A 24,274-nucleotide genomic window follows, 5' to 3' on the forward strand; every position below is an offset into this window, starting at 1 on the left:
GGCTTCCCGTAGGGTAGCCACTGGCATTAGTTGTTGTGGATTTATTTGAACTGTGTTGTAAGGATAATTTGGAGTTTTGAGGATCGGCTGATGGATAAATCAATTATTCAGTTGGTTGACGAATTACCGACTGACAATATCACTGTCAAAGTTTTAAATGCTCTTGATTATGTAGCGCCAGGTGAGTGGAGCAATTTGACGGGGTTTGAGAATAATATTCGCAGCATTACAGGAGTTACCGATGCTAAGGTAATTCAGAAAATCCGCGATCGCGCTGTTGTCCTATACGAAGATCCTCAACAAGGCTACCAGTTTGCAGTCAAACTTTATCAAACAATTGATAAGGCAGACACAGCTATGGCAACGGCGGCTTTAGCGAATAAAATTAGTGAGAAAATCGGCTTTCTGTCTTTTTTAGGCAACATTACTCCCAAAGCTGACGTAACTCAATCCATTGACTTAGTACTAAAAATCGCCGTCGAAATCATCGCCTTTTGCAAGCTAAATGGCATTCCTCAACCGAATCCCCAAGAGTTTGCTAATTCCCTTGCTAACAACTATCAAAATGCATCCTTAATGCGGATGATAGCTCTAGTTTGTATAGACGGAATTCTGCCCTTAGGCCCCGACTTTCTCAGCAAGATTCAGGGAGTTATTAGTAGCACTGATGCTGGCGCAATAACTCAAAATCCGGTTTTCTTAGCCATCAATAACTTTCTACCAGGTAGTAACCCCTCTGATAAAGTTGGTTTTATCAGTCAAGGTTTCAACTCGGTGCAAGGTTGGATGAATAACTTAGTATCCAAAACAGGCATAACCCCGCAATCAATTTCTAGTCATTTAGGTAATTTTATTCAGATTGCTGATGATAATTTAGATTTTGTCGCAGCATTCTTAGACCAAACTACCAATTATTACGAACATACAGGAATTCAAACTGTCGTTCGCAGTTTAATTTTGCAAGCCTATGCTTTAGTAAAAGAGGAAATTAAACAAGAGCAACAAAAGCCTATTCAAGATGTTTCGTCAGCTTCTGCTGTCAAGTCAGATAAAAATCAGTATGAAGTCAGCAAAACAGTAGAAGTCTGGGATGGTGAGGAAGAAGATTGGTATCAGGGAACAATTGAGAAAATCCAAGATGATCAATTCTTTATTCATTACCTTGGTTACGGTTCATCTTATGACGAGTGGGTGGGCGAAGATGACATTCGGACTCGCGATCTTCGCTCCACAGATGACAATGGATATGCAGTGGGGCAAAAAGTAAAATGTTGGGATGATGACCAAGAGGCTTGGTATTCTGCAACGATTGAGCAAATCCAAAATCAGCAATACTTTGTTCACTACATTGGTTATGATTCATCCTATGATGAGTGGGTTGATAGCGACGAGATTTCCTAATTCCTGAATTAGCATGGGGCCGGCGAGAGCAATATCTCTGATGGGTTATTCAGTGTCCCGCCCTGTGCTGGCATACAGTACTTTTAAAACCGACCAGTGGAGGTTTTTGTAGCATTAGGAAACAAACCCTTTTTAATTACGAATTATTTTGACACTTGCGCTACGATATCCCCTATTGCCTTCGTGCAATTTAGGTGAGGAGTAGCGCAGGTCAAACACATGACAGAAGAATTCAATACACAGGGCGCAGAGAATCTGGTTGCGATCGCTGATCAATTCGCTGGGGTGGGGAAGGTTACAGGTGTTAAAGCTTTTGGAAGTGGTAATATCAATGACACCTTTTTAGTGACTCTAGATTTTTCAAAAGAACAACACTTTATCCTGCAACGCATCAATACGCAGGTATTTCGGCAGCCACAACTGATTATGCAGAATATGCGTACCTTCACTGAGCATGTTCGCAAACGGTTACAGCACATCTCTCTGAATCGTCGCTGGGAAGTGCCACGCGTACTATTAACCAAGGATGCCCAAGACCACTGGAGGGATGCAGACGGCTCCTTCTGGCGAGCGATAAGCTTTATTGAAGGCTCACAGTCTTTTGATACTATGCGCGATCGCTCACACGCGCCAGAAATCGGTTATGCCTTGGGGATGTTCCACAATCTAATTAGCGATTTACCACCAGAAGAACTCGCCGACACGCTTCAAGGGTTCCATATTACACCGCTTTATCTCCAGCATTACGAGGAAGTGTTGGCGAAAACTAGTGTGCGTCAATCTTCGGAAGTCAATTATTGCTTACAGTTTGTTAGCGATCGCCAAAGTTTTGCATATATCCTAGAAAATGCCAAATCTGAAGGTAAGCTACCCCTGCGTCTGATGCACGGCGATCCAAAAATCAATAATGTCATGTTTGACACTGTTACCCAGCAAGCCGTCAGCGTCATAGACCTGGACACCGTTAAACCCGGTCTGGTACATTACGACATTGGTGATTGCCTGCGATCGGGTTGCAATCCAGCTGGAGAAGAAACCGAGAATAGGGAAAGTATTTATTTCGATACTGATCTGTGTCAGGGAATCCTAAAAGGTTATCTCTCCGTGGCAAAGGCATTTCTTACAGAGAATGACTATGCATATATATACGATGCAATTCGTCTAATTTCTTTTGAATTAGGATTGAGATTCTTTGCTGATTATTTAGCAGGGAATATCTACTTCAAAGTTAAGCACCCAGAACATAACTTGGCAAGAGCGATTGTCCAGTTTAAGCTTACCGAAAGTATTGAATCCCAAGAAATGCAGATTCGTAACATTATCAAAGACATGAAATGAATAACCAGACATTTTCCCTGCAACCCTTTCCTTCTACCAAGCCTCTGCCTAATTTGAAAATTGCAGGTAATATCGCTAGAAATGCTAATCAACTTGCCATCTGCTATATGCTTGGAGGTGACATCAAAGAAATTGCGTTACCAAAGCTCACTCCACCATCAAATACACCATCACGCAAGCATGAATTGTGGAAAGATACCTGCTTTGAGTTCTTCCTTGGCATCAGAAATTCTCAACGATATTGGGAATTCAACCTCTCCCCAGGTGGGCACTGGAATGTCTATCGCTTTGATGGCTACCGTCAAGGTATGCAAGAGGAAAGAGCCTTTGAAAAGCTACCGTTTAATGTTCACAATCAAGGAGACGGTTTAGCACTTGTCTTGGATGTAGATTTGGATAAAATTATCTCGGCAGAACAAGCTATTGAAGTTGCCATTACTACAGTTCTTAAACACAGAAATGCCTCGATGAGTTACTGGGCATTAACTCATCGAGGCGGGGAGGCTGACTTTCATTTACGAAGCAGTTTTATCATTGAGTTGTGAGAAGATGTTTTAAAAGTTGCTGTTGATGTATCAAATACTTTTAGAGCCTGCTAAATTGGGCTACTTTGCTACTTTGAGTACTGCTCTTCAATATATTCCTAACGGTACTCCATTACTTGTGGCGGCAAAGTTGGAATGGACTTTTAATCCTGATTAGTTTGGCATGGTCTAGATAACCGACACTTGTAGTTAATCAATGTGCTGTTAAATCTAGAACTTACGCTTTGATAATCAGGACAAAAAGTGCATAATTAGAATCTAAAAAACCAGCGATGCCTGCGGCGGGCTACACCTACGCTAGTTACCAGAAGCGTGAAAAACAGATAATTTACTTGTTTGTGTTTAGGGTTCGGACAATTAGAGCGATTACTAAGCCATCTACAAAGCAAAAAGAACTCAAATCCCTTGTCTAATAAGTTCTTAGGAATTATTAGATACAGCTTTCATAGCTAACCTATAAACAAAAATTATATTAATAAGTAAAAATAATAGTTCTCTCTTCTTGTAACTATCCACTTCTATTCTGTCTCTTGGCTTAAATTAAAGTTATCCTCTGAGACAAAAGTGAGACAAAATTCGGATAGCTGGAGGTGGGTGACGAGGGATTTGAACCCGCAACCAATAGATTAAGAGTCTACTGCTCTACCGTTGAGCTAGTCACCCACACGAATAACTATCATAGCAGACTTCTGACAATTTAGCCAGTGCCGCGCCCAAAAAACAAATTAAAGCGGAAATTTGATGGTGAAAATGGTTTGACCAGCTTCACTCGCTACATAAATTGAGCCGCCTAAATGTCTGACCATTTTCTGCACTAATGCCAATTCCAGTCCAGTGCCGCTATGTTTCCAAGGATCATGCTTGGAAAGGTGATAAAAAGGCTCAAAAATCCGTGACAGTTCATTGCTGGTAAGCTCTAGTCCAGAATTACTAATATTAAGCTCTACTGCGTCGGTTGTTAGGTGAGCAGAAACTGTGACGGTCTCACCTGCCGGGGTATATTTGCAGACATGGTTGAGTAGTTCGGTGATAATCCGTTCCAGATCGGTGATATCTGTCTCTAAAAGCGGGAGTGCATGATCAATACTCAGGTTTAACTGCTGTCGCTGGCAGCTGGTGAGGTCTCGAAAAGACTCGACAATCGGGTTAAGCCAACTTTGTAAGTCAATGGCAATCAAAGTTGGGGGATCGGGTTCGGCTTCTAGATATGTGAGTGTGAGTAGGTCGTTAATTAACTTGCTTTCTCGCCCACACTCGTTATGCAGAATCTGCAAGAGTTGTGGAACTATTTCTATATCTAATATTTCTTCTGGTGTGAGGACACTTTCGAGGGTTTGGACTGCAAGGCTGATGCTAGTTATTGGTGTTCGCAGTTCTTGAGACAGGTTTCTAAGAAATTGGTTTTTGAGGCGATCGCATTTTTCTAGTTCTTTAACCTGTGCCTGGGTTTGTTTATAAAGCTGGGCTTGACGAATAGCGATCGCACATTCATTTGCAACCTGCTGTACTAACTCAATTTCAAATTCATCAAATGCCTCTTGTGTTGGTCTTGTCAGCCAAATATTTCCCAAAATCCCTTGAGTATCAAAAATTGGACAAGCCATCTGGGACATAACCAACAACTTTGGTTGCCATCCCGGCACAATTTCCAAAAATTGCAAAGCTTGTTTTTGCAATAGCGGCTGATAAACTTCAAGACGGTCTGCAATTTGTCTAGTCAATCCCTGAAACTGGGGTAAGTTAATGCTGTACTCGTAGGTAATAGTTACCAGGGTTTGGCAGGTGCTATAGAGTTCGATTTGGCAACGATCAAGGTTGAGTAACTCTGCTAATTCCTGGGTGAGAGTCTGCAACACCTGATTTTCATCCAGACTGTCGCGGATTTGTTCTGTCATGCGTCGCACCAAGGCTTCAAAGTTTCGCACCTGCTGCAACTGATTTTTATGCTTCTGTTTGTGCAACTCTAACTTTGCTTTGAGATCCTTGATTTGCTGACGAAGTTCTGCCTGTCCAGCGGCAATGCCGATTTGAGTTGCCAATTGTTTGAGTAAGTCAGTTTCTGTTTGCTGCCATTGACGCGATTGGTGGCAATGCTGGGCAATCAATAGCCCCCACATATCTTGCTCTTTGAAAATCGGCACGACTAGATTGGCTCTCACCTGCAAAGATGCCAGAAAATCTATATGGCAAGGATGCAACCCAGCTGCATAAATATCCTCAATAACTTGAATGCAACCTCGCCCGTAGTGTTCAGGATGTTTGCCATCCAAGCAGGGATCGGTAATATTTTTTCCCAACAGGGGATCGCTCGCAGTCACAGTTGATTCGGCAATGATTACTCCACTGCCGTCAGTCTCGAAGCGATAAATTAGGATGCGATCGCAATTCAAAAACTGCCGGAGTTCAATTGTAGTCTGATGCAGAATTGTCTCAAATTCTACAGATTGGTGAATCCGTCCAGCGATCGCTTCTAGCAGTTGCTCCCGTTCCAGCTGGAGTCCAACTGCTTGTTCTGCTTGCTTCACAGGAGTGATATTGCTACTAGTACCAATCAGTCGATAAATCCGGGACTTAGCATCCCGTAGCGGGGTGAGAGTAGTGCTCCACCAAGTCGGCACCCCCTGGAATTGCAAACATTGTTCGTAAGAAATAGTTTTGCCGAAGCGCACACATTCAGCGTAATGTTGACGCACCTTGGCAGCATCGATTGGCGAGAGAATATCTTCTGGTTTTTTCCCTCGGAGATCATCTGAGCGAATACCTATCCACTGCTCATGAGTGGGATTAAGTGCCACATACCGAAAATCTCCGTCCTCCAGAACATCAACTACAAATATTGATGCCTGCACAGAATCGTACATGTTCAGTATAAACTGCTCAATACTACTTTTCTCATCTACTTCTGTGCCGAAGAGAATCTGAGGTGGTGATAATTTTGTCAACTCTATAGTTGATTCCGTTGGATTTATATTCATGCGAGAGTCCCTGTCTGGTATTACTGACTCTTCTAGGCGCTCTCTTGAATTATGCTTGTAGTAGATGCACTTTAGCGCCTATAGCAAAGTCTTGTCAGCTGTTGCTCATCGAAATTTGGATCTTTCTCTACTTCTTGTCAGAAATCTAGGAAAGCTAAGTAGGAGTCAGCTTAACAAATCCTGCTTTTTGAAGGCGAAAATACATTTGCAGGTTAGGGCAAACTTACTGAAATTTGATTTTTAACGGTTTTTAAAGATTATTGCATATATCTAAGTGCAAATATCAGTATACATAAATTAAAGTTACAATTTTTAATAAATTTATTTGTCAAGGGTGGGGAATGGGAAGAGACATTAGAAAGTCGGAAGGATGCTCAATTTCATCTCAGTCCAAGATGGTTGCGTGGCTTGTCTACAGGTTGCTTGCTATTCGTTTCGCTTCAGCAATTGTTCTAAAATTCTATCCAACTTTTCCACAGCAGCATTAGTTGACTGATGACTGTCAACCGTCATCAGTATGCGCGTGTTATCCCATCCCTAAAAGGGGATGGGATGAGCTTAAGATCGCAACTTGTGAGCATTCATTCCTGTGAGGATACCAACCAGCAGCCAAGTAATAGCTAATCCCATAACTTCGCCGAAGAATAACTGCATTAGGTGGCGCAAGATCATCCCCACAGCAGAACCCACAGGGACAGCAACAGCCCAACTTGCCGAAGAGGCAAATATCCATCGCCACGGCATAGGCTGGGGAATTGCCAATGATTGTGCTAATCCAATCCCCAAGCCGCCAAGCGCACCATAAATCGTCCCAGACAGGATTCTCACAGGGAGAATTTGAGTGCTAGGTACAATCCAACCCACGGCACCAATACCGATAGCGGTAATGATACTCCAACCTAAAAGACTTGACAAAATCCACCTGATACAAAATATAGGTTCTTTGAGAAGACAACCTTGAGGAAGTGCGATCGCAAATCCGCCGATAGCCGCCTCTACTACCCCAATATCTGGTTTCTCGCCAACTTCAATCAAGAGTAAACTCAATAAAAAACCGCCAAAAGTAGCGAAAGTCCACAGCAATGTAAAGTTAAATCTAGTATTTTCCGACGCGGGTGGCATCAAACTTTCTTTATTTTTAATGGTCTGACAGTTTTAGCATTAAACATATCAAAAAAAGCTCTGCGTCGCTGTTGGGGTGATTCTGGTACGATGTAACCCCAGAGACTTTCCCAGTAGAAAAAGGAGATACCAGCAAAATTGCGATCGCGCACAACCTCAACTTGTTCTCTAATTTGTGCCATTTTCACAGGATTACGCACCGTTCCCGTTGATATACCAATACCTACAGGAATTAGACTTTGAGCCAATTTTATAGATGATTGTTCCAGTTGAGCGATAAAAGAGTTTTTGTCATTTCGATAAACCTGCAAAATTAACTCATCAACCAAACCTTTTTTTAACCAATTTTCCCAATCTTGCAAATAGTATTTATAGGCAAAAGCTTGATAGTTGGGAGACAGAGATATTTTGACTTTGGGTTTAACCGCCTTCACCGCTTGATAGATTTCTGCCATGAAATCAGTAATTTTGTCTGCTCGCCAACGCATCCATTCTGAGTTAAAAGGATCACCAGGGGGATTTTTGCCTTGATGCTCTTGCTGGTAGAGTTCAATAGTGAAGCGATCGTAGCCAAACTGTACAGGCATCCCAAAATGGTCATCAAGCTGAATACCGTCTACATCGTAATCCCTGACTACTTCCAAAATTAGCTCTTGGATAAACTCTTGCACTTGCGGATGTAAGGGGTTCAACCAGGCCAGCTTACTTACCAAAACATTATCAATTTCTTCTGGTGGGGCATCTTGGGTAGACCTTATACCTTCTTGCCCAATTGTCAACCAGTCAGGATAGCGCCTTGCTAATTGTGAATAATGCGGTGTCATGAACCCGTATTCAAACCAAGGAATGACTCTCAAATTTTTATTTTTGGCAAGTGTTACTATCTTTGCTAAAACATCCTGTCCACCATGCATAAAGTTGAGCAAAGGTTGAGTATCTGAGCCTGTAGTCATTTTGGCTACAGTACTTTTATAAAAAGTATGTCCTCGATTCCAAACTACAGGATAAATTGTATTAAAGTTTAGAGATGATAATTGATTTAGAGCACGGTTAATTCCCCAAGGGACAAATAGTACACCACTAGCAACATTAGTGATCCAAACGCCGCGAATTTCTGTAGTTAAAGGTCTTGTTTTTTGGGAATAAACTGGCAGTGAAGAGGGTGAAAAAACTGTTAAAACGACTACTAATCCCAAACACAGCAAGTAAGAAATACAACGGCGAGCAACCCGATTCATTTGTAAGCGTGACCTAGTGCGATCGGAATATATATAACTACAAAATAAAGTTGTAATCTTCCGGATGATGTAAAGAAATGATGATTTTAATGCCAAAATTTAAATTAATCAATGTACCTTACTGGACAATTATCGCTATTTTTAATTCTGTGAAATATAAAAGGCCATGATGTGCGTGGTTTCACTACGTTAAGCGCACCCCTCAAACTTTCGTTCCCAGCCGGAGGCTAGAAACGCCCCTCATTGCAATACTGCTGGGGTTTTGCATTTTTAACTCGGCATTGGGTTTGGGGTAAAGGTTTTTTCTTTCCCCTTTTCCCCAAAACCCGACAAGTATTGCCCCTCATTGGAAAGCGATCGCACGCACCCTGAATTGTTGATGGTGCGTCACGCTAAAGCGATAATACATGGCTGACTGAGTTTGACGTAAAAAAGCGATCGCCTACTTCAAGAGCGATCGCTTTTCAATTCAATCTGCAATTATTAAACCAGCAGTGTTTGCAGCAACGGCTTATCTTCCGATATCTTACCCGTCCGCAACCATTCTTCCATTTCACCCGGTACTTGAGCTTGGGTGAGGCGATCGCGCAAATCTGCACCTTCGAGAATTTCTCGTTGCAACAGTTCCTCTGCGGTCTGCTCTAGTAACTCGCGGTTATGTTGCAGAATAGTCAAGGCAATATGGTGAGCATTATCCACCGTCTGCTTAACTTCCCGGTCAATTTCTTCCGCCACTTTCGGACTAATAGCCCGACGCGGGTTACTGTAACCTTCAAGAAACTGCTGTTGACTCTTCTCAAACGCCACTGGCCCCAGTCGATCGCTCATCCCGTAAAGAGTAATGGCTCTTTCTGCCAACTCAGTAGCTTTTTGGATATCATCAGCAGCACCAGTAGAAACTTTGCCAAAAACGATTTCTTCAGCAGAACGTCCACCCAAAAGGATAGCAATGCGTCCGCGAATTTCGTCTTCCAGCATCAAAAAGCGGTCTTCTTCCGGCATCTGAATTGTGTAACCCAAGGCACCAACACCACGAGGTACTACAGAGATTTTTTCAACTTTACCAGCACCCGGCATCAATGCACCGATGATCGCGTGACCAACTTCGTGATAGGCGACAGTCTTCTTCTCGGTGTCATTCAACACACGAGAGCGTTTTTCTAAGCCAGCAACCAAGCGTTCAATAGCTTCGTTGAAATCTGCCATTGTCACAGATTGGCTATTTCGCCGTGCAGCTAATAGGGCGGCTTCATTCACAAGGTTGGCTAAATCTGCTCCAGCAAAACCAGGAGTTCTAACAGCAATCTTGCCCAAATCGACATCATTGGCTAATTTGACATTTCTGGCGTGGACTTTGAGAATTGCTTCCCGACCAATTTTATCAGGGCGATCGACGACAACTTGTCGGTCAAATCGACCAGGACGGCGTAAAGCCGGGTCGAGAATTTCTGGACGGTTAGTAGCGGCGATGATAATCACGCCTGTATTGGCATCAAAGCCATCCATCTCGCTGAGTAACTGGTTGAGAGTTTGTTCGCGCTCATCGTTACCACCCATAATTGGCCCAGCACCGCCACGAGATTTACCTAGTGCGTCTAACTCGTCGATAAAGACAATACAGGGAGCTTGTTCTTTGGCTTGTTCAAACAAGTCTCGGACTCGTGCAGCACCCACACCCACAAACAGTTCGATAAATTCTGAACCAGAAATGCTGAAGAAAGGAACAGCAGCTTCACCTGCGATCGCTTTTGCCAATAATGTTTTACCAGTCCCCGGAGGCCCTACCAGCAGCACACCTTTCGGAATCTTTGCCCCTAGTATGGTGTATTTACCAGCGTTTTTGAGAAAATCTATAATCTCTTCTAATTCCGCCTTGGCTTCATCTACACCAGCCACATCACTAAATTTGACACCAGTGCTACCTTCAGAATAAATGCGGGCTTTGCTTTTACCTACCGTTAGCGCAGCCGGGCCACCTTGGCGACTCATTAACAAGCCCCAAATCCCAAAGAAAATTAACGGTGGTGCAACCCAACTAAGTAAAGTGCCAATCCAGGCATTTGGGTTTGGTGGTGGTGCAGCAAACTCGACATCATGCTCACGCAGAATTTTCGGCAAATCTAGATCAATGGCTACTGGTGTAGTGGTAAACACTTGTTCAGTGGGTTTACCATCTGGAGTTTGAGTTTTGATCGTGTATTCAATGCGATCGCCACCTACAATCGCTCGATCTACCTTCCCCGCTTCTACTTGAGCCAGGAAAGTGCTATAGGGAACTTGTAGCGATCGCGATACAAAAAAACTCGGAACAATAAAGTTCAGTAGTAGTAACAACAAGGTTAGTAAAATTAAGAAATTCCCACCAAACTGCTGAACTTTGGACGGTTTGATGGATCTTTTGTTATTAGTTTCAACAGGCATTTTGATGTACCCTCCAAATTTGTCTTTATTCGTGCAGTGTCTGTTATTATGTCTGCGGCGGGCTGCGCGATGTTTTTTGCAAATGACCAATGACTCTTTTTCAACTCAATAACAGAGCAAATAGACCACACAAAGCAATGCCATCAAAGACACCAGCACCGCCGATGCTGAATACTCCTGCACTCATGGCTTGAATATCTTTGAGATGTAGCAAATCAGCACCAATCAAGGTTCCGAGTACACCACCAGCAAAGGCTACAGGAGCAGCATGGGGTGCGGCGATTAACATTGCAGATAAAGCAGCCGTCAGGGGAGCCAGTAAAGGATTCATTTGGATACCGATTCCTGGCACTACTCGCGCTGCATAATAGCTAACGATAGTAACAATGGCAGTTACTAGCAAAATTGCTAAAGCATTTCCCTGAGTAAATTGGTACAGTGCCAACACCACCGGAATTAAGCCACCGCCAACATTCAGCGCTACCACAGTCGAGCGTTGCACTTCCCTTAAAGGAATACCCCAAAATTCACTTAACCACAGGGTTGCGAAGTCACCTGCTAGTTGAACGTCAGTTACTAGACGGTATAGGGGTATATTGATAGTGCTGGTAAAAATTACTAGCACAAGCAATAAAAAAGCGATGTTGGGAGAAAACCCCAGCTTGGCTACTGCGATTTCCACTACATCTACTGCCACAGCAAACCAAATGAATGGTAGTAGTAGTAATAATACTAGAAATAGTAGTAATGAAACTGGTAGGTAAATCATGAGATTAGGAAATTTATGATTGTGTCATATCTCACACAAAAACACATCGAAAGATACTGTATTAGTTAATTCAACAAATGCTTAACTAGTGATTATCTTGCTCGGAATTGTGGTAGTTATAAGTCAACAATGTGGGCAAGAAAGTATGAACTATTAGTTTCTATTCTAGAAAGTAGATAGTGCAGCCTAAATTCGTGCACACCCAACAGAAAAATGTGTATTACCGTACTGTTATGGAAAATCAACTAGGATTAGTTCTGAAACTGCTTTTACTCTCGGCTTTATTATCGGTCTTGATTAAGTACGTAGCGCCAAGTCTATTAATTCCGGCGACAGCAACCAACGCGCTGATTATAATATTTTTGCCGATTGTGATTATAGCGATCGCACTACTGTGGCGATTCCAAGCACAGAAACAAACTTAACTCAAACCATCTACGCACAAGTGACTAAAATCGGCTAACCTAGCTGAATTACAAGAAAATTGCATCTCGCCAACCGTTGGGAGTCAGCCTGTGAACCTCGGTCAATGGATCGGCTTAATCGCCATAGTTCTTTCTTTATATATCCTGTGGCAAATTCGGGAAGTGCTTTTGCTTATGTTTGCCGCAGTTGTCTTAGCCACCACCTTAAATCGGCTAGCGAAACGCTTCCAACGCTTTGGCATGAGGCGGGGATTTGCCGTCCTCCTAGCAGTAGCTATATTTTTGGCAGGTGTCGTGGGTTTTTTCTGGCTAATTGTGCCACCTTTTGCACAGCAGTTTCAAGAACTAACCTATCAAGTTCCTAAAGGGTTTGGGCGCTTTAATAGTTGGCTGGATGCCCTGAGAACTCGTATTCCTCCTGAGTTAGTTCCCTACATCCCAGATATCAATAGCCTCATTCAACAAGCACAGCCCTTTGTCAATCGGGTACTAGGGAACTCTTTCGCCTTTGTATCTGGCTCTTTGGAAGTCGTCCTCAAGATTTTGCTAGTGTTGGTTTTAACAGGAATGATCTTAGCCGACCCCGTGGCTTACCGCAAAGTCTTTGTGCGGCTTTTCCCCTCATTTTATCGGCGGCGGGTAGATGGGATTTTAGATAAATGTGAAGTCTCTTTGGAAGGATGGATTACAGGCGCTTTCATTGCCATGTTTGTAGTGGCGCTGATGAGTCTGGTTGGCTTATCAATTTTGGGCATAAAGGCAGCACTGGCTTTATCAATTTTGGCAGGATTTTTGAATTTAATTCCCAACCTAGGGCCAACAATTAGTGTAATCCCAGCAATGGCGATCGCTCTGTTAGATGATCCCTGGAAAGTTGTCGCTGTCTTAATTCTCTACTTTGTTATTCAACAGGTTGAGAGTAATTTCATCACACCAATTGTGATGGCACAGCAAGTTTCGTTGCTGCCAGCTGTAACCTTAATTGCCCAACTATTTTTCGTAACTTTCTTTGGCTTTTTAGGATTATTTCTGGCGCTACCTCTGACTGTTGTCGCTAAAATTTGGTTGCAAGAAGTACTAATCAAAGATGTTTTGGATGAATGGGGCAATAAACATACAAAAGAGACTGAGTTTGTGATGATTCCTGAATCTCCTGGAATAGATGATAAGTGGACAGCAGAAAGTCCCGATATTAATCGAGAGCGACGGATTGATGATGATATCTTGCAAAAAGAAGATTAGTAGGGGCACGGCATGCCGTGCCCCTACACCTTGCGATATAATGTCGTACCGCATCTAAGTGGGAACCGCTGTATAAACCGCGCTTCCCTTCCTTTCCCCGTTGGCGTCAGCCTGCCGTTAGGCAAGCAAAGAGGGGTTGGGGGAGAGATTCTTCCAGGATTACTGAATTGGTGTTCTAGGGGGGTTAGGTTTCCGAGGCTTTGATGTTACGAAAAGTACTAAAACATCTCTAAGGTTTCTCCAAGAAAATCGGTTCTGCTGCAATATCATCTAAGCGGATGCTGCCTAACAAATTCCGCCACTCTGCTTTCAGTGCTGCATCTTTAGGATTTTTATCACGTAGTTCGGCCAGTATTGTCAGTGCTTCGTACCATATTCCATTTTGGGCATAGATAGCAGAGCGCTTTAGAAGTTCTTTAGTTTGTAGCTCTTTGACTAAGGTTGGATTCAGTTCGACTCTTTGTATTACCCCTTCGACGAAAGTGGGAGGAGCATTTTTTTGTTGGTCACAGTTGATGGTGAAAAACCAGTGATATTGTTTGTTTAACGCCAAGGCAGGAGCAGTCCTAGGTAGAGAAACGCGGATGACTCCTGGTTTATCTGGTAGAGCGATCGCTTTTTGGTAAATCTCGTTAGAGTCCTGATCTTGCAGCACAAATTCAACTGCATAGGGCAAATCTTTGGTATACGGCACATAGAAAAACCAGCTTGGGCGTTCTACCGTTGTTTGTCCCCAGACATGCATCACTGAGTTAGCTTCCTCAATAAAAGGCACTAAAGCAGTTAGGTCAGGTTCAGTAGGTGGACATCCAGCCAACTCGCCGCGCTTCGCTCCACCACGAACACGACCTCCAGGAGGGGGGCCAGGTGGAAGTGAAGGTTGATTAAATGTTTTGGCTTGAGCAAGGATTACTTTAGCATTAGAGCGATGAGGAGTTGGTTTTGCCAGTACTGGAATTAGGCTAACTAGTAAACTTGTGCAGCTAAAAGCTACTACTAAAAACAGTTTTATCGGTTGTGAATTTGATTTCATAAAAACCCTTCTTTAATGTATGTAAAGTATATTTATCTGCTGGTTCCCCCAAAAATTTTATAAAAAAATCTTTACCCATATCTTATTCCCCACTTGCCACCCGAACTTTTGTTGTTGGATTATAAATTGACATCAAGCCAACCGTGACAACCAACGACAAAGCCGAAGGTACAAAAGGCACCCAAGTATCCGAAATTAACAGACCAAAGCAAACTAAATACAGAACACTAAAGGTAATACTGACTGCCAATGCCAACCAAGGGAATGAAAGCTTTCGCCAAGCCAGGACTCCCCCTACCAAAGACCAGGCCCAAATCCAGGCCACCTCAGCCCACAGCGACCAAACCCGCATTAATGGTCGCCCATCCTGGACTGCGCTGAGGATTTGGCTGACCATATGCGCTTGTAGTAACACTCCTGGCATTTGGTCATCTAAAGGAATGCCGTAGGGTGTAGGCCAAGTGTCTGGAGAATCTCCCTTTGCTACTACACCAATCAAAACAATCTTGTCTTTGATAGCACTGGGGTTAATCGGACTAGATAAAAATTGGGTTAGCTTCACCTGTTCGGCTATTTGTTTTGGAGAACGGTAATTGAGTAAGAGTTGACCGCCATTGGCATCAATATTTTGATAGCCGCCAGTGCGAGACTTCAGATTCGGAAAAATAGTTTTACCCAGCTGCAAATTTCCTTCAGAAGTGAACTTTGGTTGAATTCCTGAGGGGCGCAGATAGAGCGAGGCCAATTGTAGACTGAATGCAAAGGGAGCAGGACACAACGATGTCGCTTCCTGGTTCATGAATAGGAGATGCCGACGGATAACTCCATCGCGATCGTGAATAAAGTCACTGAATCCGAGATTTATTGGTGGGATTTCTGGTGGCGGCTTAATGCCTTTGATATTTGCTGTCCTATCACTTCCCTTGCATATACCAACCAAGTTCTGAGTTTGCTGGAGACGAGTAATTAAATCTGGTTGTTTGGCTTTAAAATCACGGTAGATATCCAAGCCGATCGCACGGGGTTGATATTGATTCAGTTTTGCCAGGAGTTTGTTGAGAGATTTTTCGGAAATGGAAGCTCCGATCAAGGATTCGTTATTTTCTCTTTGAATTGCCAAATCTTCATCGTCAATTGTGATTACCAGCAGTCGGGGATCAAGTCCCTCCCCAGGGCGCGATCGCATCATCTGGTCATAAGCTGGAATCTCTGTACTTTCCAGCAATCCCAGCAATCTCACCCCACAAACAAAGGCTGTAATCGCCAAACTTGATAACAAAGTTATTGTAAATCTGCGCTTGGTAGACAAAGCTAAATTTGGTATATCTTCAGTTGTTATAGACCTTAATTCATCCCAAGTGGGTGGTATCTGCGCTGGATTTTGGCAAATCACTGGTAGCCAAGTTGCACAGGGAAATCGATCCTCAAGTCCTTGCAATCGTTCCCGCGCTTGGCGTACTGCTTGATATAAAGACTCGCCACCGGCAAAGCCTTCGAGAAAATACTTTAAGAACTCCTTTGCAACCTGGTCTGGGACGGGTTCACGCATGACGATGATCTGAGGGATTTGCAAATCAGCCAGTTCTCGCGCCAATCCCAATCCATCACAGGAGTTGAATATAGCTAGTTGCAAGCCGTTTTCAATGGCTTTCTTGAGAGCATACTTTAATTCTCCAATGGTGAGGCTATCAGTTTTATTCAGGTACATTCGTCCGCTTTCTCCATTTCCATTACTGGAACTGTGTCCGGCAAAGAAGAGAATATCCCAGTTTTGTCCCCAAAGATGCTCAGTCAATTCCTTACGTTGTGGTTCTACCAGAAAGCTGACCTCTGCATTACTACACTGTTGCAGTAAAGCTTGATCAGCCTGGGTGTCAATCCCTTGACTATTGCCCACAATTGCTAAAATCTTGACTAATGGATTTAAAATGCGTGGCTTGTGAATGCGATCGTAGGATGGTGAAGAAAGGGCGATTTCAGCCTTGGGGTAACGTTCTAACAAATCCCACAGATGCCAGGGTAATAGCTGCAATTGGCTATTTTCTGTTTGCAAAATCACCCGCACTTCTTCCGTGGATGACAATCTTTCTAACCATTTTTCCCTCAAAGGGCGAAACTCTTCGGCTCGTAGCCAGGTATTAAAGCGTGCCCGCAAAATATGGGAAGTGTTTTCGCAGTCTTGAATCATCGATACATTCGTCACCTGCATTTTGTCAGCATGGAGCCGATAACGATTGCCTATCTGCCGATAACTAGACTGCCAATGACTATAATAGAGCGGCATTTCGGGGAATGAAGGTAACTTTCCCGTGACTTCTGTTGTAGCACGCTCGTGTTCTTCACCAATTTGGAGGGTAACAGCAAACCCCTGCTCAAAACTACCCTCTCCGAATTTCAGAACCACTAACTTACCCATGACCGTCGCGCTCTCCCTGTGCAAAACCATGCCCTGTTCTAATGTCTCATAACAAGCTCCACAAGCGTTTACAGACTTTTTTAAAAATCTCCAAAAGCCGGCTTAAATTTTTAATTTTTAATTTTAATTAACCAATTACCACTTAATAAATTACCGACAAAGGGGGAAGATAGCTAGATGCTTTAAATCCTAAAATGTTCGGTAATGCTGGTATTATCCAAGGCTACTCTAACGCTAAATTGCTCTGTAGGTTCACCGCGAAACTGTAACTGAATGTAGTTATCTGATTTTCTAGATTGAGCGTCTAGAAATACTGCTCCCGAACTATCTAGAACGGTGAGATGAACTCCTGGCGGCAAGTAGATTTGATTCCCAGTGGCGTGCAATTGGAGATGAACACTAGTTTGTTGATCCTTTTCGGGACTGATTTCCACAATCAACATCACGGGTTGGTTGAGAATTTGGATACCCAAATCAATCAGTTTTGCACGTTTAGTAATTGATTCTGGTTGGTTAAGGGTATTTACTTCCAGAGTCTCAATACTGCGAAAGGCATAAGCTGGTCTGAGTTCCGGCACGTTCCATAAAGATTCAATAGTCTGCCAACCTGCCTCAAATATACCAGCAAACCACTGACTTAAATTCACTAGTGAACTAACTGGGGATTGGCGCAATTGTGCTAGGTGGTCGATAAACGCTTCCAATGGTTGCAGTTGTTCTAAAGGCAGCGTTTCAGTTGCAACACTAGGGATAAAACCAAGCAGCCTCGCTTCTTGGAGCAATTCATCAAATTGAACTACTAAATAACCCACTCGTTCTTCCCAGGTTTCTGGAGGAATGGAACATATCTGCTGATGCTGATAGACAGGGCGACACTCCAGACGACCAATTGAAGGCACTTCTAAGTCAGCTACATCCCCACAGAGGCGCATGATTGGATTCCAGCTGTCACTCGCTTCGAGGTCTGTAGGAATATCCATCATTTCTAAATAGTTATTCACCACCCACACAGCCAGCGTATTCAGCCGGACTTGCTCTGCTTTTTCAGAATTTGGCTGTTGGTTAGCAAATTGCTGGGCAGTTATGCGAGCTGATTGGGAAATCGGCAATGTTAAAGCGAAATCGTCAAGCTGGTAGGTGGAGTTATTCATAAGTTAATGTTTAATAATCAATGCTGCTATGTACATATCGCCTGCATTCACTAAATTTATGCCACAAAATAGAGAATGATTATTGGAAACTTGGGGATTGCGTTTCGGGCAGTTTTTGCTGGGTGCAGGGAAAAATATTCTCCCCTTTGCTCCCTGCTCCCCCACTCCCCTGCGCCTACAACCAGTTGCCAATCAACACATAAGCAGACCAAAAGCTTGGTGCTTTGTAGTTAGGATGTTTCAGGAGTTTTAGCTGGGCACGGTGGACTGCTTCGGCTTTAGTGATTTTGCCACTCTTGAGTTCTTGATAGAAGGCACTAACAAACATCGCAGTTGATTCATCATCAATTTGCCACAGGGAGGCTATGGTACTGCGTGCCCCAGCTCGTACAGCGGCTCCTGCAAGACCCAGTGCTGCCCGGCTGTCTCCTGTGGCTGTCTGGCAAGCACTCAACACTAATAGTTCTACTATAGTTTTACCCTGACTGCGAAAGAGAGTATCAAAATCCTTAACATTGATCTGACCATCGAAATCCAAAATAAAAGTGTCTTCAAGGCGGGAACTAAACTGACCGTGGGTTGCTAAATGCACTATGTTGAATGAAGCAGCGCTAATTTCACCCTCTAAATTCTTTTTCTTAAAATCTCCATCTAGTAGGCTAGTTGTCGAGACTCCTGCTTTGGTAATGCCGTCGAATTCAGTTTTGATGGCAAGCAGTGGTGCAAATTTGGTAAATCCTGGCGGCGGCTGAGTCAGTCCTGCGGTTAACGCTCTTAGCTGCTGTTTTACTAACGGTTTCGGGTCGAGGAGTTGCAGACCCACGCTCAGGGCAACTGCATATTTCTCTACCAAGTATTGCTTACCATCGTAGAGAGCTGCCATTGGTAAATTGCGTAACTGTCCATCTAGAACGAACACTAGGGTATCTACCCTACTGTTTTGTAATTTTGACTCAATGGGTTTGAGCAGCCAGTTATAAACTTGCTGCGCCTGGGTTTGGACGGTTTTGGTAGCGGTGGGATTGACAAGATTTTTTCGCAGTTTTACTAAGAGTTCCTCTACTTCTGTGTGGGAAATCTTGGTACTGTAATTTTGTAGAGGTTGGTTGGGAATTTTGACAATTACCTGGAGTTCTTTTTCAAGAATAATTGGATAAAGGATCGCAGCCGTGGGATTATCTTTATCTACCACTTGATCGAGGGCTACTCTCTGACCTTGCAGGCAAGCTTCCCGGAAGAAGTCGTCCAATTCTGCTAGTTGGAGTGCTTCAATCCGCTGGCGGGCTTTCTCTAATATTTTTTCATCTGATGATTTTCCTTCTTGAGATTTTAGCAGTAACTCTACTGACTGACGGTAGACGGGTTCTACACTGTCCCGGAAGTTAAATTGCACATCCTGGTTTATTACATCTTTATTGACTACCAAATCTCTGCGGAGAGACTGGAGAGTGTCCACAGCAGCATCATATGCCGCGATCGCACCGTTAATATCTTTTTGTGCCCAGAGCAATCTCCCTAACTGCCACTCCAAAGTATAAGTAATTTCTGGTGCATTGCTGCTCTGTGCCAAAGCTAATCCTTGTCTAGTCAGGTCTTGCGCCTCTGACCACTGTCCAGTTTCTTCGTACAAGCCGCCTAAACTCTTCAGAGCATAAGCTTCTGCTCGTTTGTCCCCTAAATCGTGGGATTGCTGGATGGCCTTGGCGAGTAATACTGCTGAGTCTTTGGTGCTTAATCCTGAGTAGTAATTCTGACTGGATGCTTGCAATATACCACTCTTTACTTTTGCCAGACTTTGAGAAAAGTTAACCTGAGCGTAGATACTTGCACGGCTGACAGGGAGTTGGTCGAGTTGGGATTGAATCAATGGTAAGAGAGTTTGAACCTCTGCCCATCGTTTATCTTCAATAAGTAGGCTCAAGTGATTGATTTGCGCTTGGACTTTTGTCAGGGGTGAGGGAGATGCTGCAACTGTTTGTTGATAATAGGCGATCGCTCGGAGATTATCCTCCTTTTTCCGGGCATTATTCCCCAGGCTGAACAGACTAGCCCCAATATCAGGGCTTGATTGCAGATTTCGAGCAATTATCAGACTTTCTTCTAGCGCTTCCTGTGACTTGTCCAAATTGCCCAATACCAAAAGGGCATCACCAAGCGATCGCAAACTCACTGTCTTTTCTATAGAGTCTGGTTGAGATTTTAATGTCTGACTTACCTGATCGAGTGTTTTGACAGCGCGAGGGTAAAATCCTTGGGTTCGCCATGCTTGTGCTTGATTAATTAGCGATCGCACCACACCGCTTTGATTATTTGCTTGCTTGTAAATTTCTTCTGTCTGCCGCCAAGTTGCTAAAGCCGCCTCGGCCTGTCCCATTGTTAGTTGGAGACGGCCTTGAATATCCAGTGATTGGGCAAATATTTGCAAATTTTGGTTTTCATCCTGTCCTTCGAGCAAATTTAAGCTTTCTTTAATTGCCTGCTGTGCCTGACTCCATGCACCAAGTTGCTGGTAAGCTAAAGAAAGATTACTCAGTGTAACCGCCTGTTTGAGGTTCTCCCCTTGTTGCTTATACGCTTGCACAGCCTGTTGTAACACTTCTACCGCTTTGGCAAAGCTTCCGTCATCGTATAAAAGTTTGCCCTGCTGTAGTAGTGAGGCGGGGTCAGCGGCCACAGCCAGCGATGTCAGACTGTTAATTGGTAGTTGGGATGAGGGATTAATTGAGCCAGAAACTTTTGCCAGCACGGGTGAACCAAGGATGCATAGCAAAGCTATCAGGAAGTACAAAGGCAAACGTAAAAAGTGAGCCAGCGTGGACTTCAGACAGCGCTTTGGCTGCTTTTGCCTTTGAAATTTTACAGAATTTGCGCCAAAAGCCCTAGTTGTTTTAGCCATAAGCATGACAAGAGGTAAGTGATAACCAGGAACCCACAGGATTAACTGTAAGTATTTAGGCTACCAGGGTAATGGTACCATTCGCATCCATTACTGATACCGTAGCTCCTACAATCTTATTTATCGTGGCTTGGATGAGGTTTTACCTAAATCTCTACTTACCTAGGAGGTTTGAATGCTTGCGGCGGTCGTACATGTCAACTTACTTCCTTTGCGCTCTTTGCGTCCTTCTCTAACGAGACGCTGCGCGAATGTGGTTCGTTCTCTTATCCCTAAAATTTAATGAGACAGACCACCAGTCTCACAACTAGCTCTTCAAACGTGAATTCCAGCACTCTCTGCCGCCCTAGAAAAATTGTATTCATCATAAAAAACCAAAAACCTGGTCGAGGTTGACCAGGTTTTATCGAGTTTACAGGTTTCAAATTGTTAAACTAACTAAATAATTGAAAGTTAATAACTAAGGTGGACTTGAAACTAACAAACTCAGCATTCTTGCGTTTTTCCGCTTTGGGATTTGGCTTTGCCTTATACGCTCGGCTTTTTACCACTTCTACATTTGATATGCTGGAATTTGCTTGGGTTGATGACAGGGGACACTCAGTCATTTACCCTTTTGCTTTGGTTTTCTTTTATTTGGTGTCCTACTATTTAAGTTATCACGTAGTTTGTAAGTTACAACCCTTAGTTTAATAAAGTTGACGTTTTGTTAGATTTTGCAATCTATATTCAGAGGTTTGATCCCCAGCCATCTTTGTAAGAGAGTTAAGGGGATCTTCGAGAGATCAGCATGGCTAGCCAAACTGTATTGTCATCAATCCCACATAATTGGACTATTATCCAGATAGTCGGTGACAATACGTCCAATGGCATCAATTTCTGCCAATTGGGCGGCGGAAAGCTTGATTTTGGACGCTAATGCGTTGTCGCGTGCTTGTTCGGGATAACGCGCCCCGGCGATTGCATTTGTTTGGGGTTGGGCAATTAACCAGGCCAAAGCTAACTGAGCAAGGGTACAATTATGAACAAGGGCTATAGGACGCAATTTTTGTAGCGCTTGTTGAGCACGTTCAAAATTTTCGCCTTGAAACAGTTTATTTTTAGCACGGTTATCTTCTGGGTTAAATTTATGACCGAGAGCAAATTTGCCTGTTAACAATCCCTGCGCTAAAGGCGAATAAGCAAGGATAGAAATATTGTTTTCAATACAATAGGGCAATGCATCTTGTTCTACCTGCCTCCAGAATAAAGAATAGGGTGGTTGTAAACTATCAATACGTCCATAACTTGCTGCTTGAGCTAACTGGGCGTAGGAAAAATTGGAAACACCAATGGCTCGAATTTTACCTTGCTCTTTGAGCCAAGTTAAGAGCGCTCATAGTTTCCTCAATAGGTACTATTTCACTATTGAAAGCACCGGAGGGCCAATGTATTTGGTAAAGGTCGATGTAATCAGTTTTCAGGTTGGTTAGAGAACGATTGCAAGCTTCAATGACTTGTTGATACTTGAGATGGTTAGCGAAAACTTTCGTGGCATACTCCACGCGAGTGCGTACATCAGATAAAGCTTCAGCGACAATTCGCTCAGAGTGTCCTTCACCATAAACTTCAGCAGTATCAATTGTGGTGATACCAGCTTCATAAGCGGCTCGGATCGTTTTAATCGAGTCAACATCCTCAATTCCCACCCACATTCTTTTACCAGCTTGCCAAGTTCCCATCAGAATGGGTGTGATTTGGACTTCAGTTGTACCTAGCAATCGCTTTTCCATAACTGCTTTCTAATTCATTTCCCTGGATAGTTTCACACTTTATCGGTCTTAGCTTGAAATTAAATCAGAGTTACAGTAGATGCTGATGGAATTGACTACAACTTTTCATGCTCTCAAAGAATGGGCAGTCGCCGTAAATGCCTTGGAAAATGGCAAAACAATTATGTTGCTCCGCAAAGGCGGTATCCATGAACGAAATGGACATTTCCAAGTTGCTCACAAGCAAATTTTGCTTTACCCTACTTATGAACATCAACAAGCTTTCATGCTCAAAGCTGAGTATGCCGATCATGTTTATCCAGTAACATCAGGTTGGCATCCAGAGACAGTTCGCATCGGCAGTTGGGCTGAAATTACAGATATTTTGCCAGTGAGTGACGAATTTCTTGTCAACGCTTTGCTTCCCTTCCATATTTGGAACGAGCATTTCATTAGCGATCGCCTCAAATGGAAACCACGCCAACCCCTTTATATTCTCCTCTTGCGGGCATATAAACTACCCGAACAAGAAATTCCCTACTATCCTAAATACGGCGGTTGCAAGTCATGGATTGATTTAGATCAACCAATTCACTTGCAAGGAGCACAACCAGTTTTGTCTGACTTTGCATACACCCAATTAGTACAGACAATTCGCCAGATTGTTGGCGATAAGTTGTACGCTCCATCCTTCTAATAACCCAACTTGCTGCCCAGAGAACCGCGACTTCTTGAAGAAGTCGCGGTTCTAAATTTAGCTTAAGTAAGCCCCATCTTACCGTACAGTTAATTTTATTTTTATTTTATATAGCGCTTCCCACTCAGATGGGGTACAACATTCGCAAGTAGGGGCACGGCATGCCTGTACACCCGTAAACGAGAACCGCTCATAGTGTTTAATCAAGGGAATTTCATAAGTAATTTCTTAAATCTGCGCTTATGTAACCAGAAAAACAAATACATTGATTGTAAACTTCAGAAAAAATAGTAGTTATTGTTACGCCAAAACGCAAATAACGCGGATAACATTATAAAAACCTCACCCTATAAACAAGGTGAGGCAAAGCTGTTTATCTTTGTGTCCTATTAGCAGCTGTCCTCCAGACTATGACTTGTTAAGTAATTATCCTGAAGGGGATAAAACTTAATTACACTTTGTCTAAAGTATTAGACAATAAAGTACACCACAAGGGTGATAAATGACTTGACAAAAGTCTGCTATTATGCGTTATTAGCTAAAACAAAGGAGTTTGCAATGCATCGACAAATGTGCTGGTTACCTAAGTCTGGTGGCGACGGAGAAAAAATTTTGTATTTGCAGACAGAACCCAATCAACCTTGGCGTCCCTACACAGCTTTTGGACATTTCACAGTCCCAGATTATCAAATACCAGGTGGTTCTAAAGGTTGGGCAACTTATCAAAAACTTCTCAAAGCAGGCTGGACACTAGTACCTAGCGCACGGGCAAACGAGTTTGGCAGCAGCAGCTACGCAGAGTCAAAAGTCCAAAATCAATAGCCTAAGGAGGCAGAAGGCAGGAAAGCTGCATA

At 43.3% G+C, this 24,274-nt stretch carries 17 protein-coding genes, 1 tRNA gene and 1 pseudogene; 8 read left to right on the forward strand and 11 right to left on the reverse strand.

All coding sequences use genetic code 11. From position 1 onward, the window contains the following. The first annotated feature begins 90 nt into the window (after positions 1 to 90). From ACEYW6_RS20090 to ACEYW6_RS20105, 4 genes are all read left to right on the forward strand, one after another. Entirely contained in the window at positions 91 to 1,401 is a 1,311-nt protein-coding gene (locus ACEYW6_RS20090) for a Tudor-knot domain-containing protein (protein WP_412981131.1), read from the forward strand. Between the two features lie 219 nt (positions 1,402 to 1,620). After that, the gene (locus ACEYW6_RS20095) at positions 1,621 to 2,739 is read left to right on the forward strand and encodes a phosphotransferase enzyme family protein (RefSeq protein ID WP_412981132.1); all 1,119 of its coding nucleotides are present in this window, start codon (positions 1,621 to 1,623) and stop codon (positions 2,737 to 2,739) included. Beyond that, entirely contained in the window at positions 2,736 to 3,284 is a 549-nt protein-coding gene (locus tag ACEYW6_RS20100) for a DOMON-like domain-containing protein (protein WP_412981133.1), read from the forward strand. The genes ACEYW6_RS20095 and ACEYW6_RS20100 overlap by 4 nt, the downstream gene beginning before the upstream one ends. A 25-nt stretch (positions 3,285 to 3,309) precedes the next feature. After that, the gene (locus tag ACEYW6_RS20105; RefSeq protein ID WP_412981134.1) at positions 3,310 to 3,441 is read left to right on the forward strand and encodes a hypothetical protein; all 132 of its coding nucleotides are present in this window, start codon (positions 3,310 to 3,312) and stop codon (positions 3,439 to 3,441) included. Positions 3,442 to 3,875: 434 nt separating this feature from the next. On the opposite strand, the gene ACEYW6_RS20110 is transcribed toward ACEYW6_RS20105, so the two are convergent. The 6 genes from ACEYW6_RS20110 to ACEYW6_RS20135 form a co-directional block, all read right to left on the reverse strand. Beyond that, positions 3,876 to 3,947, reverse strand: a tRNA-Lys gene (locus ACEYW6_RS20110). 62 nt (positions 3,948 to 4,009) lie between these two features. Beyond that, positions 4,010 to 6,259 carry a GAF domain-containing protein gene (locus tag ACEYW6_RS20115; RefSeq protein WP_412981135.1) on the reverse strand — a complete coding sequence of 750 codons (2,250 nt, stop codon included), beginning with the start codon at positions 6,257 to 6,259 and terminating at the stop codon, positions 4,010 to 4,012. Between the two features lie 558 nt (positions 6,260 to 6,817). Beyond that, on the reverse strand, positions 6,818 to 7,381 hold the full coding sequence (locus ACEYW6_RS20120; RefSeq protein ID WP_196511941.1) for a hypothetical protein: 564 nt from the start codon (positions 7,379 to 7,381) through the stop codon (positions 6,818 to 6,820). Further along, positions 7,381 to 8,619: a glycoside hydrolase family 10 protein gene (locus ACEYW6_RS20125; RefSeq protein WP_412981136.1), complete on the reverse strand. Its 1,239-nt coding sequence runs from the start codon at positions 8,617 to 8,619 to the stop codon at positions 7,381 to 7,383. Before ACEYW6_RS20125 ends, ACEYW6_RS20120 begins: the two co-directional genes overlap by 1 nt. A gap of 483 nt (positions 8,620 to 9,102) precedes the next feature. Further along, positions 9,103 to 11,040 carry an ATP-dependent zinc metalloprotease FtsH gene (ftsH, locus tag ACEYW6_RS20130; protein WP_196511944.1) on the reverse strand — a complete coding sequence of 646 codons (1,938 nt, stop codon included), beginning with the start codon at positions 11,038 to 11,040 and terminating at the stop codon, positions 9,103 to 9,105. A gap of 100 nt (positions 11,041 to 11,140) precedes the next feature. Further along, positions 11,141 to 11,809, reverse strand: a complete 669-nt coding sequence (locus tag ACEYW6_RS20135) for a DUF1614 domain-containing protein (RefSeq protein ID WP_412981137.1) — start codon at positions 11,807 to 11,809, stop codon at positions 11,141 to 11,143. A 233-nt stretch (positions 11,810 to 12,042) separates the two neighbouring features. Between ACEYW6_RS20135 and ACEYW6_RS20140 the strand changes: the two genes are divergently transcribed. Further along, entirely contained in the window at positions 12,043 to 12,234 is a 192-nt protein-coding gene (locus ACEYW6_RS20140; RefSeq protein WP_412981152.1) for a hypothetical protein, read from the forward strand. A gap of 90 nt (positions 12,235 to 12,324) precedes the next feature. Next, positions 12,325 to 13,476: an AI-2E family transporter gene (locus ACEYW6_RS20145; RefSeq protein WP_412981138.1), complete on the forward strand. Its 1,152-nt coding sequence runs from the start codon at positions 12,325 to 12,327 to the stop codon at positions 13,474 to 13,476. A gap of 229 nt (positions 13,477 to 13,705) precedes the next feature. On the opposite strand, the gene ACEYW6_RS20150 is transcribed toward ACEYW6_RS20145, so the two are convergent. The 5 genes and pseudogenes from ACEYW6_RS20150 to ACEYW6_RS20170 form a co-directional block, all read right to left on the reverse strand. Beyond that, entirely contained in the window at positions 13,706 to 14,509 is an 804-nt protein-coding gene (locus ACEYW6_RS20150; RefSeq protein ID WP_412981139.1) for a DUF928 domain-containing protein, read from the reverse strand. An 82-nt stretch (positions 14,510 to 14,591) separates the two neighbouring features. Beyond that, complete coding sequence (locus tag ACEYW6_RS20155) at positions 14,592 to 16,925, reverse strand: CHASE2 domain-containing protein (RefSeq protein ID WP_412981140.1); 2,334 nt, start codon at positions 16,923 to 16,925, stop codon at positions 14,592 to 14,594. Positions 16,926 to 17,107: 182 nt separating this feature from the next. Beyond that, a complete protein-coding gene (locus ACEYW6_RS20160) occupies positions 17,108 to 18,076 on the reverse strand; it encodes a DUF1822 family protein (RefSeq protein WP_412981141.1) in 969 nt (322 codons plus the stop codon). 175 nt (positions 18,077 to 18,251) lie between these two features. After that, on the reverse strand, positions 18,252 to 20,978 hold the full coding sequence (locus ACEYW6_RS20165; RefSeq protein WP_412981142.1) for a CHAT domain-containing protein: 2,727 nt from the start codon (positions 20,976 to 20,978) through the stop codon (positions 18,252 to 18,254). 808 nt (positions 20,979 to 21,786) lie between these two features. Further along, positions 21,787 to 22,744, reverse strand: a pseudogene (locus ACEYW6_RS20170) (aldo/keto reductase). A gap of 79 nt (positions 22,745 to 22,823) precedes the next feature. Between ACEYW6_RS20170 and ACEYW6_RS20175 the strand changes: the two are divergent. Next, the gene (locus tag ACEYW6_RS20175; RefSeq protein ID WP_412981143.1) at positions 22,824 to 23,420 is read left to right on the forward strand and encodes a DUF1802 family protein; all 597 of its coding nucleotides are present in this window, start codon (positions 22,824 to 22,826) and stop codon (positions 23,418 to 23,420) included. 558 nt (positions 23,421 to 23,978) lie between these two features. Beyond that, complete coding sequence (locus tag ACEYW6_RS20180; protein WP_196511131.1) at positions 23,979 to 24,242, forward strand: hypothetical protein; 264 nt, start codon at positions 23,979 to 23,981, stop codon at positions 24,240 to 24,242. Positions 24,243 to 24,274 lie beyond the last annotated feature (32 nt).

It is taken from the genome of Nostoc sp. UIC 10607 (genome assembly GCF_047228265.1).
GTDB classification, from domain to species: Bacteria; Cyanobacteriota; Cyanobacteriia; order Cyanobacteriales; family Nostocaceae; genus Nostoc; species Nostoc foliaceum_A.

Bases quoted from the DNA above. Each gene is read 5' to 3' on its own strand.
- ACEYW6_RS20140 (WP_412981152.1), top strand. From the start codon at position 12,043: ATGGAAAATCAACTAGGATTAGTTCTGAAACTGCTTTTACTCTCGGCT.
- ACEYW6_RS20095 (WP_412981132.1), top strand. From the start codon at position 1,621: ATGACAGAAGAATTCAATACACAGGGCGCAGAGAATCTGGTTGCGATC.
- ACEYW6_RS20150 (WP_412981139.1), bottom strand. From the start codon at position 14,509: ATGAAATCAAATTCACAACCGATAAAACTGTTTTTAGTAGTAGCTTTT.
- ACEYW6_RS20100 (WP_412981133.1), top strand. From the start codon at position 2,736: ATGAATAACCAGACATTTTCCCTGCAACCCTTTCCTTCTACCAAGCCT.
- ACEYW6_RS20160 (WP_412981141.1), bottom strand. From the start codon at position 18,076: ATGAATAACTCCACCTACCAGCTTGACGATTTCGCTTTAACATTGCCG.
- ACEYW6_RS20115 (WP_412981135.1), bottom strand. From the start codon at position 6,259: ATGAATATAAATCCAACGGAATCAACTATAGAGTTGACAAAATTATCA.
- ACEYW6_RS20125 (WP_412981136.1), bottom strand. From the start codon at position 8,619: ATGAATCGGGTTGCTCGCCGTTGTATTTCTTACTTGCTGTGTTTGGGA.
- ACEYW6_RS20155 (WP_412981140.1), bottom strand. From the start codon at position 16,925: ATGGGTAAGTTAGTGGTTCTGAAATTCGGAGAGGGTAGTTTTGAGCAG.
- ACEYW6_RS20090 (WP_412981131.1), top strand. From the start codon at position 91: ATGGATAAATCAATTATTCAGTTGGTTGACGAATTACCGACTGACAAT.
- ACEYW6_RS20180 (WP_196511131.1), top strand. From the start codon at position 23,979: ATGCATCGACAAATGTGCTGGTTACCTAAGTCTGGTGGCGACGGAGAA.
- ftsH (WP_196511944.1), bottom strand. From the start codon at position 11,040: ATGCCTGTTGAAACTAATAACAAAAGATCCATCAAACCGTCCAAAGTT.
- ACEYW6_RS20105 (WP_412981134.1), top strand. From the start codon at position 3,310: ATGTATCAAATACTTTTAGAGCCTGCTAAATTGGGCTACTTTGCTACT.
- ACEYW6_RS20135 (WP_412981137.1), bottom strand. From the start codon at position 11,809: ATGATTTACCTACCAGTTTCATTACTACTATTTCTAGTATTATTACTA.
- ACEYW6_RS20120 (WP_196511941.1), bottom strand. From the start codon at position 7,381: ATGCCACCCGCGTCGGAAAATACTAGATTTAACTTTACATTGCTGTGG.
- ACEYW6_RS20165 (WP_412981142.1), bottom strand. From the start codon at position 20,978: ATGCTTATGGCTAAAACAACTAGGGCTTTTGGCGCAAATTCTGTAAAA.
- ACEYW6_RS20175 (WP_412981143.1), top strand. From the start codon at position 22,824: ATGCTGATGGAATTGACTACAACTTTTCATGCTCTCAAAGAATGGGCA.